Origin of the sequence: Rhizobium sp. F40D2 (assembly GCF_051810745.2) — a bacterium.
Classification (GTDB): domain Bacteria; phylum Pseudomonadota; class Alphaproteobacteria; order Rhizobiales; family Rhizobiaceae; genus Rhizobium.
The window spans coordinates 552,703-568,374 of the sequence record NZ_CM131436.1; the positions used below are offsets into that span (position 1 = coordinate 552,703).

Genomic DNA, 15,672 nt, shown 5'->3' on the forward strand with positions numbered 1-15,672 from the left:
ATGTCCTCAGAGGTCATGGGGTCGCCTCAGGCGAGCAGGATGCGGGCGGCGGCAAGGCTTGCCGCGCCATTGACGACGCGGTCGCGAAGGGCTGCGGTCTCGGCGAGCAGGTTTTCGGCGGCAAAGCGGCAGAGCGCGACGCGGCCCTCGCCCCTGCCATCGCCGCTTTCGGCGAGAGCGCCCTTGGCGAGATAACAGCCGGTGAGCACCAGGCCGAACAGGCGCTGATAGGGTGTCGCGCCCGAAAGCGCCTCGGCCGCCTTGCCGTCGGCAAGCATCTTCGTGAGCCAGTCGGTCGCCGCTTCGAGATCTGAAATCGCTGCGTCGAGCCTGACGGCGGTCTCGCCGAAACCATCGAGATTGGAGCGGCGGACGCTCTCGGCAGACTCCTTCAGCTCGGCGATGAAGCCCTTCACCTGCTCGCCGCCGGAGAGCGGCAGCTTGCGGGTGACGAGGTCGATCGCCTGGATGCCGTTGGTGCCCTCATAGATCGGCGCGATGCGGGCGTCGCGCAGATAACGCGCCGCACCGGTCTCCTCGATGAAGCCCATGCCGCCATGCACCTGAATGCCGAGCGAGGCGACGTCGACGCCGGCATCGGTCGAAAAGGATTTGGCGATCGGGGTCAAAAGCGCGGCGCGCTCCTGCCAGTGGCGGCTGACGTCGCCGGTCCGGTGGGACATGTCGATCGCGTGGGCGCAGGCATAGGAAATGGCGCGCGCGCCTTGGGTCAGCGCCTTCATGGTGAGAAGCATGCGGGCGACATCGGGATGTTCGACGATCGGGCTCATGCCAGGCCCGCTCCAGCCGGGCGCCCTGCCCTGGGTACGTTCCTTGGCATAGGCGACAGCCTTCTGGGTGGCGGCTTCGGCGATCGCCACGCCCTGCATGCCGACGGCCAGGCGCGCATTGTTCATCATCGTGAACATGCAGGCGAGGCCCTTGTTCTCCTCGCCGACCAGCCATCCCACCGCACCCTTTTCGTCGCCGAACCGGCCGTCGCCATAGATCATCGTGCAGGTCGGCGAGCCGTGAATGCCGAGCTTGTGCTCCAGCGAGTGGCAGAACAGATCGTTGCGGGCGCCGAGCGAGCCGTCGTCGTTCACCAGAAATTTCGGCACCAGGAAGAGCGAGATGCCGCGGGTGCCGGCCGGCGCATCCGGCAGGCGGGCGAGCACAAGATGGATGATGTTGTCGGCCGCGTCATGCTCGCCCCAGGTGATGAAGATCTTCTGGCCAAAGACGCGGTAGCTACCGTCGGCGCGGCGCTCTGCGCGGGCTTTGAGCACGCCGAGATCGGAGCCGGCATGCGGTTCCGTCAGGTTCATGGTGCCGGTCCATTCGCCGGAGACCATCTTCTCCAGATATTTTTCCTTTAGCGCGGCGCTGCCATGGGTGCTGACCGCCTCGATGGCGCCCATCGTCAGCGTCGGGGCGAGCGCGAAGGCCATCGAGCCGGAATTCCACATTTCCAACGCCGCGACATTCAGCATATGCGGCAGGGCCTGGCCGCCGAAGGCTTCGGGCGCCGTCAGGCCGTTCCAGCCGCCGGCGATCCAGCTGCGGTAGAGATCGCGCCAGCCATCCGGCAGCCTGACCTCGCCGCCTTCCAGACGGGCGCCCTGGCGATCGCCGATGTCGGCGAGCGGCGCCACTTCCTCTGTGGCAAAACGTCCCGCCTCGGAGAGCACGGCCTCGACCAGATCTTCGCCGAGATCGCCGAGAAGCCCTTGTGAAATCGCTTCGCCCATGCCGGCTACATGCTTCAACGTGAACGCGATTTCCTCGACGGGCGCCTTATACATTGTTTCCTCCGCAGGACCGGCCTGCATCGCGCGCAAAGCCCTCCGTGGCAAAGGGCTAATTGATTTTTACGTAAACGTCAATTTCGATTTGCCGGCCTGCCATGCCATAATTCGACTGAAACGGCGCCGCGCTCTTGCACCCTTGCACAAATAGCCGTCATGAAGACTCTCTAGGGGGGAAACCTCCGAAAACGACATCGCCTTCGCAAAGGATCGGCGACCAATGGATACATTGCCCGTCAACATCCCCGGTTTCGTCTGGGCCTATCGCTTCTCGCCGGATGAAAAGACCGCGGTGCGGCTGAACAACAGTGCGACGGTGGCGGATCTGACCGCCGACAATTGTTTCTACTGGCTACACCTCAACCTGGTCGACGCCCGCGTGCCGGCATTGCTCGACACACTCACCGGGCTGACGGAGGACGCGAAATCGGCGCTGACGACGCGTGACACGCATGCGACCATCACCGTCGACGAGCAGATGCTCTACGGCACGCTTGTCGACTGCCAGCGCGATTTCGCTGAGGATACCAACAATCTCGGCTGGCTGCATTTCGCCATGTCCGACCGCTTCATCATCACAACCAGGCTGCAGCCGCTGCGCAGCGTCGAGCGGGCGCGGGCGCTGATCGAGAAGAATCCGGGCAAATTTTCACGGCCGGTCGATCTGTTCGAACTGCTGGTGATCGAGTTTCAGCGCACGCTGATCGCGATCGTCATCGAGCTCACCGACGAGCTGAACCTGATCGAGGATTTCGTCTACGACAATGCGCCCCGCGACGAACGCCGGCGGCTGGCGCCGGTGCGGCGAACCGTGGTCAGGCTACATCGGCATCTGCGCACGGTGCTGGCGCTGATGCGCCGCGCGGCGGCAACCGACGAGGACGAGATGCCCTTCGGCTTCGACGACGTGGCGCGGCGGCTGACGAGCCGGCTGGAAACGGTCGACCACGACATCTACGCACTGCAGGATCGGGCCCGCCTGCTGCACGAAGAAATCGATTCGAAACAATCCTCCGAAACCAACCGCCACCTCTATCTGCTGTCGATCATGACGGCCTTCCTGCTACCGCCGACCCTGGTGACCGGTTTCTTCGGCATGAACACCGCCAACCTGCCCTTCGCCGTCGGCGACTACGGCACCGAATACGCCGTCGCCCTCATCGTCGCCTCGATTGCGTTCGCCTGGTGGCTGCTGCGGCGGGTGGATATTCTTTGAATGGGAGTGGTGGGTGGGCGCTGGCAATCGCTGCTATTCCAGCAAACGTCACGGTGCTTGCCGCCGAGCTTACCCCACCCTCCGTCATCCTCGGCTCAAGGCGGTCAAGCCCGAGGATGACGGAGGGTGGGTGACTTCTGGCCAACTCCTCCGTCGAAGCAACTCGCCTCGAGCTCACATCAATACGGCGAATAGCACTGCTGGCGCGGCCCATTAAAGGGCCGGAACGTGTTGTCGTAGGCGCGAGGACCGGGTGCGGTTGGCGCACCCGGCGAGGTGGCTGGAACCCATACGGGGCCTGCGGCCACATTCAGCCTTGCGACGGCTTTCCCTCTGATGCTCGGCCTCGGCGGTCGCCGGCAATCTCAGCGATCGACGGCCAGTGGCCAACTGCTTCATGCCGCCATCTCGCACGGAACAGTTCTTGCACGGTTACTAATATATTTACCGTGGGGAGACTTAATGTCATGAAATGGTGCACATCCGAAGAGTTTGCCCCTCTGATGCTCGTTGTGAGTGGGCCGGAAAAATACAAGCTTGTTGCAAGCCTTGTGCAGGCTGCCGAGATGCTGACGGTTGGCTGGCCGATTGAGGATGGAGACGAATATCTGATTGCGATCAGGGCGTGCCGGGCTGCAATCTATGGGGAAATTCCGGCTCAGGACGCACGAGCAGCGCTTATCCGTGCCGCCGACGAAGCTGGCATTTCGGTGATCACCGCCGTTCACTGATTTTCGCAGCCCCTCCCCGTTTTGCGGGGAGAGGGTTAGGGTGACGGGCAGCATTTGGGACCTATCAATACGGCGAATAGCACTGCTGGCGCGGGCCGTTATAGGGCTGGAACGTATTGTCGTAGGCGCGATAGGACCGGTAGCGGTTGGCGCACCAGGCGACATGGCTTGAACCCATGCGGGGCGCGGGCGCAACGTAGCGCGGCTGGGCGACAATGGCGCCGCCGATAACCGCGCCGGCGCCGAAGGCGGCGAGCGGATACCAGTAGCCGTTATAATGCCTATAGCCCGGACGGTAATAGCTATATCCGCGATAGCCGCCGTAATAGCCGGGCCGATAATAGGCGCCGGGGCGATAGCCCGGCCGGTAATAATCGCGGCGATAGTAACGGCGGTATTGGACGTTCTCGACGGTGGAGGATTTTTCCACCTGCGGGGCGGTCGGCATCTGGATTGCCTGCGACGGCGCGAAGCCTGTAAGAACGACGGCGACAGCCAGAACTGCAGTCGCAATCTTGTTACTCAAACCGAACATCATTCTCTCCCATTCAACAGCGATAACCGCCTGCTCAGCAACGCTTTCGTGCCGGAATGGTTCCGAAAGCCGCCGGGGCCGGCTGCTTTCGTATGTTTAAAGAAATCGATCTGAACCGGAGATTAACCGGGACGAACGGCGCTCAACGCCCGCCTTCCGACAAGTAATCAGGCCACGGCGGAAATTTTCGCCTGATCGCCCTGCAGACGGTTGACCATGAAGTTGGAATACCATTCGAGGAACTGCATGACGCCGCCCTCGTGCAGGGAAGAATAGGGGCCGGGTTCATAGGCCGGAGAATGAATGCCGAAGGCGTTCTCTTCGACGATGCGGCGGTCCTGGTCGTTGGTCTCGGTCCAGACGTGGGTCAGTTCCTCGAGATTGTAATCCACGCCTTCGACGGCATCCTTGTGGACGAGCCATTTGGTCGTCACCGCCGTCTCGTTGGCGCTGAGCGGCAGCACACGGAAGGAGATGGCGTGGTCGCCGAGCAAGTGGTTCCACGTCGTCGGGTAGTGGAAGAGCAGCATGGTGCCGATATGGCTGATCGAGATATCGTCGGCGAGCGGACGCGTAACGGCGCGCTTGCCGGACATGGTGTAGCTCTCGGCATCTTCGATCAGCGGCATGCGGGCGGTGCGGAACTGGCCGTCGGGCGACATCTGGAACTTGCTCGGCAGGCCGGCGGCCTCGCAGCGCGCCCAATGGCCGGCGATCTCAGGATCGTCGGCGCCGCCATCCGTGCCGGTGACACTCGGGGCTTCCGGATAGGTGCGGCAGAGTTCGGGATGATTGGCGGCGCAGTGATAACACTCGCGGTTGTTTTCCCAGACAAGCTTCCAGTTGCCCTTCTCGATGATCGTGCTCTGGAAGGCGACCTTGCTCTCGCTGATCCGGTGCGGGGCGACATAGGGCTCGATCTTGTCACGCACCGGCTGGAAGTCGGGAGCGGTGTCGGCAAGGCAGATGAAGACATAGCCTGCGACGACTTCGCAATGGACGGGCTTCAGGTTAAAGCCGGTCTTGTCGAAATCATCGCCCATGTGGCGGGCGAAGGCGAGCTTGCCTTCGAGATCGTAGGTCCACTGATGATAGGGGCAGACGAGACGCACGGAGGAGCCGTGCTCCTTGGTGCAGACGCGCGAGCCGCGATGGCGACAGCTGTTGTGGAAGGCACGGATGACATTGTCCCGGCCGCGGACGACGACGACGGGATAGCTGCCGATCTGGACGGTGAAATAGGCCCCCGGCTTCGGCAGTTCGCAATCATGGCCGATGAACAGCCAGTCGCGATAATAGATCATCTCCATGTCGAGCTGGAAATAGTCCTCGTCGATATAAAACGGCCGTTCGAGGCTGAAGCCCTCCCGGCGGTTCTTGAGCTGACGCAAAACGTTGCTGCGAATATCCATCTTCATGTCCTCGTGAACCCGGTTGCCGCCCTTACGCAGAAGGCCGGCGGAAGCGCGCCCGCTTCCTTCTCCTTCGGGAGAATTGTTCATGGCGACCATTTAATCATCTGGCATCTCTGCCGCTTGGTTGTAATGCGACATCGGCTTCGAAATTGACGACAGGATGCAAGCGGCCCGTTCAGGGCGATCGCATCGCCCGACTCTGCAGGCAATTATCGTCAATTGCGACATGGCGTAAAGACCCGTTGCGCAAAGAGGTAAGCCGGCCGGTATAGGTGCCCGTCGCGTTTGCGACATCTGCCGGCATTGGCTTTCCGGCCGGCCGGCTGCCGGGTGATTTTAACACCGCCTTAAGCATACCGCCCTATCCTGCTTTTGATTCAGACCGACCGAAGAACGCGAACCATGGCCAAACTCCGTTATTTCGACGCGAAAGATGCAAGCAGATCGCAGGAACCGCAGCTGGTTGCCGCGCATTCCGAATTCCTGCGCACCGGCCGCATTCCTCGCGAGCGACGGCACTGGCTGGCCGAGGAAAAGCGCTATTTCAGCCATGATGAGGTCGCCGCCCAAACCGGCCGCAAGCTGCAGGTGGCCGGCGAGAAGACGCATCAGCACATCAACGGCTTTCACCACTCGATCAAGTTTCCGAAGATGATCTTCCACCGCACGCTGGAGGACAGCCCGCATCTCGGCTATTGCCACGTCACCGCAGCACGGACGAAGTTCGCTCACTACGAAGAGGTCAGCTGGGCCTTCTACATCGCCAATTTCTATTCCGATATCGGCGAGAACGACAACTTCTTCGAACGGATCGATGTCGGTTATTCCCGCATGTATTTCGCCGTCGCCATCAAAGCGGGCGAAGATTCCCAGGAAAAGATGACCATCGACCGGTCGGTACGCGGCAACGGCTTGCTGTTCCGCACCCATGATCCGCAGGCGGCGATCCGCAACATATTGCTGCTCGGCGCCCGCAACGAACAGCTGCGCGAAATCATCCGCCAGCTGTAACGCGCACTGAGGCGTGAGGCCAACAACGCGATTGATCGCAGGCAGCGGAAAGCCTAATGACTGCCGGGACCAAAGCATCGGGCAGCACATGGCACGTATCATCGACATAGAGGCAGACAGGCGGGCAGCGCTTGAGGCGGCCTGCGCCGCTCTTGCCGACGGCTTTGCCGTCGCTATCCCGACCGAAACCGTCTACGGCCTTGCCGCCGACGCCACCAATCCGGCGGCCATCACCCGCATCTACGAGACCAAGGGACGGCCGCGTTTCAACCCGCTGATCTGCCATATGGCCGATCTTGCCATGGCCGAAGAGCATGCCGAATTCGACCCCGTCTCGCGGGCGCTCGCCGCAGCCTTCTGGCCAGGCCCGCTGACGCTGGTGCTGCCGCTGAAACCGCAAAGCCCGATCCATTCGTTGGCGACCGCCGGGCTCGACAGCGTCGGGGTGCGCGTGCCGAAAGGTTTTGCGGGCGCGTTGATCGGCGCCTTTGGGCGGCCGCTCGCGGCCCCCAGCGCCAATACGTCTGGCGCAATCAGCGCGACGAGTGCGGCCCATGTCGAGGCCGATCTCGGGGCGAAAGTCCCGTTGATCCTCGATGCAGGGCCAAGCACCGTCGGTGTCGAATCGACGATCGTCAAGGTGGAGGGCGACCGGGTGAGGCTGCTGCGGCCCGGCGGCCTGGCGGCGCGCGAGATCGAGCGTGTCGCAGGACGGCCGCTGCTCAGGGCGAAAACGGCATCGGCGGCGATCGAAGCGCCTGGTATGCTCGCCTCGCACTACGCGCCGGGCGCGTCCGTGCGTCTCAATGCGACGACGGTCGAACCCGGCGAAGCGCTGATCGCCTTTGGCGGTGCTGCGGTCTCCGGCACAGACGGCGCCCGGATCGTGCTTGATCTCAGCCCGCGCGGCGACCTGGCCGAGGCGGCGGCCAATCTTTTCGACTATATGAAACGGGCCGATGCCAGCGGGGCTTCGAGCATCGCCTTTTCGGCCATTCCCGAAGAGGGGCTCGGCGAAGCGATCAACGACCGCCTGCAGCGGGCGGCGGCTCCACGCGACTGACAGACCCGATCAAATCGACCGAGGAGACCGACCCCGATGAACAGCACCGGCATTTCCACCGAACGTCTCGACCGCTTCGCAGCCATCGTCGGCGACAAATATGCGCTTCGGGGCGAGGCCGATCTTGCCCCGCACCTGATCGAAAACCGCGGCCTCTATCATGGCTCCTCCCCTCTCCTGCTGAAACCCGGCTCGGTCGAAGAAGTCTCTGCTATCATGAAGCTTGCGACGGAGACCGGAACGGCAATCGTGCCGCAGACCGGCAATACCGGGCTCGTCGGCGGCCAGACGCCGCGTGCCGGCAGGTCCGACATCATCCTGTCGCTCGAGCGTATGAACCGAATCCGCGATGTCGATCCGGTGGCGAACGTGCTGGTGGCCGACGGCGGCGCCATCCTCGCCGATGTGCAGAAGGCGGCCGAAGCGCATGGGCGGCTGTTTCCGCTGTCGCTCGGGTCCGAGGGCTCCTGCCGCATCGGCGGCAACCTTTCCACCAATGCCGGCGGCACGGCGGTGCTGGCCTACGGCAATATGCGCCAGCTCTGCCTCGGCCTCGAAGTGGTGCTGCCGACCGGCGAGATCTGGGACGGCCTGCGCCGCCTGAAGAAGGACAATACCGGCTACGATCTGCGCGACCTCTTCATCGGCGCCGAAGGCACGCTCGGTATCATCACCGGCGCGGTGCTGAAGCTGTTTCCCCAGCCGCTCGGCCATCAGGTGGCATTCGCCGGCCTGAATTCGGTGGCGGATGCGCTTGGTCTCTTCAACCTTGCCTCCAGCCTCTGCGGAACCTCGCTCACCGGTTTCGAGCTGATGCCGCGCTTCGGTGTCGAAATCACCACCCGTCACATCGACGGCGTGCGCGATCCGCTTGAAGCGGCCTATCCCTGGTACGTGCTGATCGACATTTCTACTTCGGATTCGGCCGAGACGGCGGAGCGGATGATGAACGGCGTGCTCGAACAGGGTTTCGAGGCCGGACTGGTGCTCGATGCAGCGATCGCCTCATCGGTGGCGCAGCAGAAGGCGATCTGGCACATGCGCGAGAGCATGTCGGACGCCCAGAAGCCCGAAGGCGGGTCGATCAAGCACGATGTTTCCGTGCCGGTATCGCGGATCCCGCATTTCATGGCCGAGGCAGCGGAAGCGGTCCTGGCGGCAATGCCCGGAGCCCGCATCTGCGCCTTCGGCCATATGGGCGACGGCAATATCCATTACAATATTTCCCAGCCGGTCGGCGCCGACAAGGCTGCCTTCATCGCCCGCTGGCGCGAAATGAACCACATCGTGCATGGACTGGCGCTGGCGCATGGCGGCTCGATCTCGGCCGAGCATGGCATCGGCCAGTTGAAGCGCGACGAGCTTGCGGCAATCCGCCCGGCGATCGAAATCGAACTGATGCGCCGCATCAAGCGCGCCTTCGATCCGGCCAATATCATGAATCCGGGAAAGGTCGTCAGCCTCGATCCATAAGGGCGACGGTCAGGACTACTGCGTGCCGCCGCCGGTCAGGATCTGCAGCGCCGGTGATTGCTGGGTGCTGTTCTGGACGTCGTACATCGCGGTGAAACGGCGTAGTAGCTTGTCGACCTTCTTCGGATCCTGGAGATCCTCGAGCTTGACGAAACGGTTGATGAGATCGGCCTGTTTGGCGACGTCCATGCCCGATATCTGCGAGGGCAGGCTGTAGGCTGTGGTGATGACCTGATAGAGCGCCTTGTCGCCGAGGATCGAATAGATCGAGGTGATACTCGGGGCTTTGCGGCTGAAATAGAGCGCCAGGCGCACACCATCGTTGCTTTCGCCCTGCTGGGCTTCCATCGTCTGCTGGACGTAGAGCTCCTGGGTGTGGTCCTCGGCGGCCTTGTTCTGGATTGTGCCCATCTTGGCGCGGGTGAGATTGCCGTCCTTGTCGAAGTTGAAGGCGGCGACGATATCCTGGAAGCGCGCATCGGCCTTGGCGTTCAGGTAGCTCTTCTTGTCGTCGGGATCGGAGGTGAAGATCTTCTTCAGCGTCGCCTTGTCGTAATCCTTCGGGTCGAGATTGTTGGCTTTCAGCACCAGATCCGTCAGGCGGCTGTCGTCGAGGAAATCGTCGAGCGACTTTACCTTGGCCATGCCCTTGGCGAAGTAATCCACCTCGGTCGTCGCATCCTTCGATGCCTTGTCCTTCACCGGGCCGGCCTTCAGCAGCATGGTCATATGCGCCTTGTAGTCGGTTGCGTATTTGGCCATGGTCGCGTCGGGCAGCGCCTGGAAGGGTGACGCGGCCTTGCCGTCCGGGCCGAAATTGAAGGCGCGGGCGAGATTGGTGATGCGCTCGTCCTTCAGCGAGGCGATATAGCCGTCCGGATCATAAGCGTCGCTCGTCAGGATCTTGCGCATCATCGAGCGCGGCACGTCCTGGTCGGTCAGGCCGAAGGCCTGCAGCGCCACATGATAGGGATCCGGCAGATTGTCATTGCTCTTCTTGAAATCGGCGGTGGCATTGGTGCGCAGGAAATCGTTGACGGATTTAATCTCGGCAGTATCGAGCAGGCTGGTACTTTCGGCCATCATGCTCGAGTAATTGGAGGCAACCTCGTCGATCGCCTCGTCGCGCTCGTCGTCATAGCGCGCCATATAGTTGTCATTGGTGGTCTGCGCCTGATCGGCCGTCTGGACCGAGCTTACCACCGGCAGCGATCCATCGGCGGCGAAGTTGAAATCGGCGTTGAGATCGGCATAACCGGCGGCCGAGGCAGCCGTCGCATCGGTCAGGTAACTCTTCAGGTCGGCGCCCGAGATATTCAGCGGCAGATTATAGGTGCTCTTCAGGAAATTGGTGATGGCGGGATCGGCGATGAGATCATCAACATTGGCGATCGTGGCCATCCGGGCGGAATAATCGTCGGTGCGCGCTCCGGCGGCAAATTTCGTGTTGCGGATCTGAGTGTCCGTCTGCGCCGCCAGGCCGTCCTTGAGAGAGCCATCGGCCTTGAAATTGAACGCGGCGGCGACGTCGGCATAGGTGCCGGTGCCGCTCTGATCGGTCAGGATGCTGCGAAGATCGACATCGGTTACGGTGGACGGGATACCGAAGGCGTTGCGCACGAAATTGTTCAGCTTCTGGTCCGCCAGCAGCTGATCGACATTGGCGATGCCGGCGATGGTCGCCTGGTAATAGACGGCAGCATTGTCGGCCTTGCTGGCGGTGCTTGCACTTTGCGCGGCCGTCTGCGAGGCGTAGAGGGTGGCGACCGAACCGTCGGTCTTGAAATTGAAGAGATCGTGGACGTCGCTATAGCCCTGAGCGCTGGCGGCGGCGGGATCGACGAGGAAGGTCCTCAGCGTCGCATCGGAAACGCTGTCGGCGATCTGCATGCTGGTTCTAAGATAGCTGACCGCAACGGGATCGGACATGATCTCGTCGACGTTGGTGACTGCGTCGATCATGGCGTTGAAGTGAGCCGCGTTCGCCGCCGATTTGTCGGTGGTCGACTTGCGCTGCGTGTCCGTCTGGATCACCGACCCGTTGATCGATCCATCGGCCTGGAAGTTGAAATCGGCATTGAGATCGGCATGGCCTTGCGCGGCGGCATAGGCAGAATCGGTCAGGATGTTCTTCAGATCGGTATTGCTGAAATCGGTCCCGAGACCATAGGCATCCTTGATATAGCGCGCCATGTTTGCGTCGGCGAGCAGGTCGTCGGCATTGGTGATGCCGCTCGATTGCGAGGTCACCTTATAGTAGTTGGCGGTCTGCGATGCCGCCGACGACAGCTTGTTTGCCTGGTCGAGCGTCCGGACGCGCGCCGTGCTCGAGGTCGAACCATCCGCCTTGAAGTTGAAGGCGTTGTAGACATTGGTAAAACCCATCAGCTGGGCATAACCGGGATCGGTCAGGACCGTGCGCAGCGCTGCCGCGGTGAAATCGGCGCCCATGCTGTAAGCGGTCTTGATGTAGGAGGTCAGACGTTTGTCGGCGACCAGATCGTCGACATTGGTGATCGTGCCGATCTTGGCGGTATAATAGGCCTGGTTATAATCGGCCGCCGTCTTGTTGACGTAGACAACGTCGGAACCGACCGAATTGTCGATGATGACCGACTGGGAATTCAGCGTGTAGGTTTCGATGACCGAAGCCTTCTGCGCCGCGGTCTGCGCCGTCCCGGTGACCGTGCCGTCGGCGTTGAAGCTGAACTGGGCGGCAAGCGCCTTGTACTTGTCGCCGCCCTGCGTGTTGACGAAGCTCGTGGGGTCGCTCAGATCGCTCGTCAGCACCTGGCGCAGAAAATCCTTCGACGCATAGGTGGGATCGATGTTGAAGGTCTTCAGCACATAGGTGCGAAGCCTCGTGTTGTTGACCAGATCGTCGACGCTCGTCACGCTGTCGATGTTGTTGCTGTAATAAGTGCTCTCGGCAGTCGTCGCCTTGTCGGCATCGATAAAGGACTGCTTGTAGAGGCCGATCAGATCGTCCTCCTGCGCGTCCGTCTGCACGTCCTTCTCGGGCGCATTGAAATTGAAAGCGGACGCGAATTCGCGATAGCGCGTATCGGAGAGCTTGTTGGCGTAGCTGTTGGGGTCGGTGAGATCGCTTTCCAGCACCTTCTTCATGAAGGCCTTGGCATAGGTCATATCCTCGAGACCATAGGCTTTCATCGCATAGCTGTAGAGCTTGTAATCGCCGAGGAAGTCGTCGACCGAGGTGACCTTGTTGATATGATCGGCGTAGTATTCGGCGTCTTTCTTGACCGTCGCCTGCGACGCGACCTTGTTCAGGCTCGACGTCATATCCTTCGACAGGATCGTGTAAGCGAGGGAAGCCGTAATCATCAAATGCGCCCTTTTCGGCAAAATCTCTAAAAGAACGAACTGCTGGTAAGCATATTTTGCCACGAAAAACTTACCTGAGCCTTACCTCAGGATGCATCACTTCAGCACAGCATGGCATTCACCTTCCGGAAACCCTGCCGGATTCGGTTTTGATAACCATCAGAGGACGCAAAGTTTTCTTAACCGCAATTTTTAAGCTGTACGGAACGGCAGGCCCCTATTGTCGGCCATAGAGGACGAAAAGTCCCAAGGAGAAGACCGGAAATCGGCTCTCAGGTAAGACAAGGGTAGAATGACATGAACAATCCCGTAATGAAGCCCGCTTGGGCTGGTACGACGTTACGCCTCGATCCGTCCCGCTTTCCGCAGCAGGTCAGCTACGCCATCCATGATTGTTCGGATGACGTGAATATCACCATAGACGAACGCGGCGCGGTCCTGCGCAAGGTCCTCCCCTCCAGCGGCCTGCCGCTCTCGATTGCGCTGCCGAAGCGCGTCTTCCAGGGTGTCGCCGCCCGCGCCATCGACCATGGCGACGGCGAAGTTACCGTCACGCTCGAACTCCATCATGCCGATCCGGAACTCTGCATTCCGCTGCTCGTCGCCCATGATCTCAGCGATATCGCCGCCGACTGGCGCGGCTGGTCGGAAGCCTTCCGCATTCCGATGCTGATGGTCGAGGCCGATGGCGTCGCCCGGCCGCTCGAAGACCATATCGGCGGCCTGCGCACCAGCGATCTCAAGCCGCGCCGCCGCCATTCCTACTTCGCCAACCGCCGCCCGCGCTTCCTCGTGCGCCGCACCACCGGCCAACTCGGCGTCGCCATGAAGATCGAGGGCAAGGAAATCATCGCCCGTAACTGAGCGATTTCGCGACACTTCGTTTTCGCACGCATTTGAAACCCGGCGCCCGCGCCGGGTTTGTCGTTTCGCTCATCGCTCCATTCAGGGAATGGCGAAGAGCAGCGAGACGAAGAGGCCGAAGAAGATGATCAGGCCGACGCGATTGTTCGACTTGAAAAGCGCCAGGCATTGGGCGGCATCATTGATATCGAGCCGGACGATCTGCCAGGCGAACATGCCGGCGGCACCGAAAAGGGCCAGGAAAGCGATTAGATTGGCGCCGGCAAGCGCGAAAGCGGCAAACATCAGCACCAGCGTCAGCCCATAGAGGCCGATCAGCCATACCCGCGTTCTGTCGCCGAACAGGCGCGCGGTGGAACGGACGCCGATCAGCTCGTCGTCCTCCTTGTCCTGATGGGCGTAAATCGTGTCGTAACCGATCGTCCAGGCAACGGAGGCGGCATAAAGCAGGACAGCGGCGAAGGAGAGGCCGCCCAAAATGCCGGCCCAGCCCATCAGCGCGCCCCAGGAGAAGGCAAGCCCCAGGTAGAATTGCGGCCAGTCGGTGAAGCGTTTGGCGTAGGGATAAAGCGCCACGATGCCGAGCGAGAGCACGCCGAGGAAGACCGTGAACCAGTTGAACTGCAAGAGCACGAAAAGCCCGACGAGGGCCTGCAGGCCGATGAAGATCTTCGCGTGGGCGCGCGTAACGCGGCCGGAGGGCAGCGGACGCGAGCGCGTCCGCGCCACTTCCATGTCGATCTCGTGGTCGACAAGATCGTTATAGGTGCAGCCGGCGCCGCGCATGGCGACGGCGCCGATGAAATAGAGCAAAAGGTGGGACACCAGCAGGCTGCCGGAATAGAGCCCTTCGCCGATCGCCGCATTGGCGGCAAGGGTTGCCGACCAGAAGCACGGCCACATCAGCAGCTGCCAGCCGATCGGCCGATCCCATCGCGCCAGCTGCGCATAGGGCCACAGCCATGGCGGCAGGATCCGGTAGACCCAGTTATCGGAAGGTGCGTCGGAAACGCGATCGTTGAAGTCGCCGGTATCTTGCATGCCGCCATCTAGCGACCGGCCGGCGATCCGGTCAAGAAGCGATCTCGTTGTCCCATGCATGTCGTTATGCCGGAAACGCTGCACACTTCCGGGCGACATGCGTTGGATGTCTCAATGCATGTCGTTATCCCGGAACCGCTACGCACTTCCGGGCGACATGCGTTGGAATTGATGCATGTCGTTATGCCGGAACCGCTACACACTTCCGGGCGACATGCATTGGATCACTGCAGGGAGAAATTGAACTTGTAGGTCGCCGAGACGCCGATCAGCACCTGGTTCTTCGAGCCGCGCTCGCGCACCAGGCTGCTGTCGGCGGCGGGGCCGGCCAGCCGCTTATATTCGAGGAAAGAGCTTGCCGAGAGATTTTCGGTCGCCTTCCATGTCAGCGCCGCGCCGGCGCCATAAGACTGCATGCCCGCCGTCGGCTTGTAAGGATCAAGGCCGCTTTCGGCGGCGTGCTTGGCGCTGACGCCGTAATAGGCATCGTAATAGCCCCTTGTCGCAAATGTGGCGCGCGGGCCGCCTGACAGCTGCAGGTCGGGCGCGATATCGGTGAAGGCATCGATCGCCAGATCGGCGACAACACCGTCATGCGAGCGGATGCCCTGGCGGACTTCGGCGCGGGCGCGCAGGAAATCGGTCGGGTAGACTTCGACGAACCCGCCGGCTTCAGCCCCCCATTTGACCTTTCTCAAGCCCTTCAGCTCATGGCCGTCGCCGTCGTCACGCGACGGCACGAACTTGCCGACGATGCCGGCGCGGAAGGCGCCTTTGTCGATGAGGGCGAAAGAGGGGTTGTCGTTGCGCGAGGAAAAGCGCGGGCCGGCGCCTTGGCGACCGACCGAAATCAACGGGCTGAACTTGAATTCATTGTGCGACGAGCCTTCGAATTTCGGCGCCGAGAAGCCGGCGACGCCGACGTTCAGATACCAGTCGCCCGACCAGAAATGCTGGCCGCTTTCCTGCGCCGCCGCTGAACCTAGAGATAAAAGGGCAATAGCCAAAGAGATCGATACGACTGATCGATGAGACACGTCCGCACTCCAGAAAACGCAAAAACAAAGCCGCGGAGAGCGGCGACGGCTACATTTATCGCGAGGTCGTTACCCCAATGTTAACCACGGTGAACAAAGGACGCTGATGGAAGTCGTGCCGTTTCGCCCCCTC

General features: G+C 61.6%; 12 protein-coding genes and 1 pseudogene. 6 read left to right on the forward strand and 7 right to left on the reverse strand.

All coding sequences use genetic code 11. The features are described 5' to 3' along the window. Positions 1–26 precede the first annotated feature (26 nt). Entirely contained in the window at positions 27–1,805 is a 1,779-nt protein-coding gene (locus ACS4RS_RS02785; RefSeq protein ID WP_439008816.1) for an acyl-CoA dehydrogenase family protein, read from the reverse strand. A 223-nt stretch (positions 1,806–2,028) separates the two neighbouring features. Between ACS4RS_RS02785 and ACS4RS_RS02790 the strand changes: the two genes are divergently transcribed. Next, positions 2,029–3,024 (forward strand): transporter, encoded by a 996-nt coding sequence (locus ACS4RS_RS02790; protein WP_439008815.1) that lies wholly within the window; start codon positions 2,029–2,031, stop codon positions 3,022–3,024. A 179-nt stretch (positions 3,025–3,203) separates the two neighbouring features. Here the strand turns inward: ACS4RS_RS02790 and ACS4RS_RS02795 are convergent. Continuing rightward, positions 3,204–3,321: pseudogene (locus ACS4RS_RS02795) on the reverse strand (BA14K family protein); the annotation flags it as partial. A 170-nt stretch (positions 3,322–3,491) separates the two neighbouring features. Between ACS4RS_RS02795 and ACS4RS_RS02800 the strand changes: the two are divergent. Further along, the gene (locus ACS4RS_RS02800) at positions 3,492–3,755 is read left to right on the forward strand and encodes a DUF982 domain-containing protein (RefSeq protein WP_439008814.1); all 264 of its coding nucleotides are present in this window, start codon (positions 3,492–3,494) and stop codon (positions 3,753–3,755) included. Positions 3,756–3,819: 64 nt separating this feature from the next. Here ACS4RS_RS02800 and ACS4RS_RS02805 read toward each other — a convergent pair whose 3' ends face one another. Together ACS4RS_RS02805 and ACS4RS_RS02810 are read right to left on the reverse strand one after the other, a co-directional pair. Further along, the gene (locus tag ACS4RS_RS02805) at positions 3,820–4,290 is read right to left on the reverse strand and encodes a BA14K family protein (RefSeq protein WP_439008813.1); all 471 of its coding nucleotides are present in this window, start codon (positions 4,288–4,290) and stop codon (positions 3,820–3,822) included. Positions 4,291–4,457: 167 nt separating this feature from the next. After that, positions 4,458–5,702, reverse strand: a complete 1,245-nt coding sequence (locus tag ACS4RS_RS02810) for an SRPBCC family protein (protein WP_439011765.1) — start codon at positions 5,700–5,702, stop codon at positions 4,458–4,460. A 405-nt stretch (positions 5,703–6,107) separates the two neighbouring features. On the opposite strand from ACS4RS_RS02810, the gene ACS4RS_RS02815 reads away from it, so the two are divergent. The 3 genes from ACS4RS_RS02815 to ACS4RS_RS02825 all read left to right on the forward strand — a co-directional run bounded on the left by ACS4RS_RS02815 (position 6,108) and on the right by ACS4RS_RS02825 (position 9,252). Further along, complete coding sequence (locus ACS4RS_RS02815) at positions 6,108–6,716, forward strand: DUF6656 family protein (RefSeq protein ID WP_439008812.1); 609 nt, start codon at positions 6,108–6,110, stop codon at positions 6,714–6,716. 88 nt (positions 6,717–6,804) lie between these two features. Then, entirely contained in the window at positions 6,805–7,779 is a 975-nt protein-coding gene (locus tag ACS4RS_RS02820; protein ID WP_439008811.1) for an L-threonylcarbamoyladenylate synthase, read from the forward strand. Positions 7,780–7,815: 36 nt separating this feature from the next. Continuing rightward, entirely contained in the window at positions 7,816–9,252 is a 1,437-nt protein-coding gene (locus tag ACS4RS_RS02825) for an FAD-binding oxidoreductase (RefSeq protein ID WP_449313863.1), read from the forward strand. Between the two features lie 15 nt (positions 9,253–9,267). Here the strand turns inward: ACS4RS_RS02825 and ACS4RS_RS02830 are convergent, their stop codons facing one another. Continuing rightward, positions 9,268–12,597, reverse strand: coding sequence for a DUF1217 domain-containing protein (locus ACS4RS_RS02830; RefSeq protein WP_439008810.1), 3,330 nt, complete (start codon positions 12,595–12,597; stop codon positions 9,268–9,270). A gap of 297 nt (positions 12,598–12,894) precedes the next feature. Between ACS4RS_RS02830 and ACS4RS_RS02835 the strand changes: the two genes are divergently transcribed. Continuing rightward, a complete protein-coding gene (locus tag ACS4RS_RS02835; RefSeq protein ID WP_439008809.1) occupies positions 12,895–13,461 on the forward strand; it encodes a DUF6101 family protein in 567 nt (188 codons plus the stop codon). Between the two features lie 81 nt (positions 13,462–13,542). On the opposite strand, the gene ubiA is transcribed toward ACS4RS_RS02835, so the two are convergent. Further along, positions 13,543–14,502 carry a 4-hydroxybenzoate octaprenyltransferase gene (gene ubiA / locus ACS4RS_RS02840; RefSeq protein WP_003588189.1) on the reverse strand — a complete coding sequence of 320 codons (960 nt, stop codon included), beginning with the start codon at positions 14,500–14,502 and terminating at the stop codon, positions 13,543–13,545. Between the two features lie 224 nt (positions 14,503–14,726). Continuing rightward, the gene (locus ACS4RS_RS02845; protein ID WP_439008808.1) at positions 14,727–15,539 is read right to left on the reverse strand and encodes a MipA/OmpV family protein; all 813 of its coding nucleotides are present in this window, start codon (positions 15,537–15,539) and stop codon (positions 14,727–14,729) included. Positions 15,540–15,672 lie beyond the last annotated feature (133 nt).

Bases quoted from the DNA above. Each gene is read 5' to 3' on its own strand.
- ACS4RS_RS02785 (WP_439008816.1), bottom strand. From the start codon at position 1,805: ATGTATAAGGCGCCCGTCGAGGAAATCGCGTTCACGTTGAAGCATGTA.
- ACS4RS_RS02790 (WP_439008815.1), top strand. From the start codon at position 2,029: ATGGATACATTGCCCGTCAACATCCCCGGTTTCGTCTGGGCCTATCGC.
- ACS4RS_RS02800 (WP_439008814.1), top strand. From the start codon at position 3,492: ATGAAATGGTGCACATCCGAAGAGTTTGCCCCTCTGATGCTCGTTGTG.
- ACS4RS_RS02805 (WP_439008813.1), bottom strand. From the start codon at position 4,290: ATGTTCGGTTTGAGTAACAAGATTGCGACTGCAGTTCTGGCTGTCGCC.
- ACS4RS_RS02810 (WP_439011765.1), bottom strand. From the start codon at position 5,702: ATGGATATTCGCAGCAACGTTTTGCGTCAGCTCAAGAACCGCCGGGAG.
- ACS4RS_RS02815 (WP_439008812.1), top strand. From the start codon at position 6,108: ATGGCCAAACTCCGTTATTTCGACGCGAAAGATGCAAGCAGATCGCAG.
- ACS4RS_RS02820 (WP_439008811.1), top strand. From the start codon at position 6,805: ATGGCACGTATCATCGACATAGAGGCAGACAGGCGGGCAGCGCTTGAG.
- ACS4RS_RS02825 (WP_449313863.1), top strand. From the start codon at position 7,816: ATGAACAGCACCGGCATTTCCACCGAACGTCTCGACCGCTTCGCAGCC.
- ACS4RS_RS02830 (WP_439008810.1), bottom strand. From the start codon at position 12,597: ATGATTACGGCTTCCCTCGCTTACACGATCCTGTCGAAGGATATGACG.
- ACS4RS_RS02835 (WP_439008809.1), top strand. From the start codon at position 12,895: ATGAACAATCCCGTAATGAAGCCCGCTTGGGCTGGTACGACGTTACGC.
- ubiA (WP_003588189.1), bottom strand. From the start codon at position 14,502: ATGCAAGATACCGGCGACTTCAACGATCGCGTTTCCGACGCACCTTCC.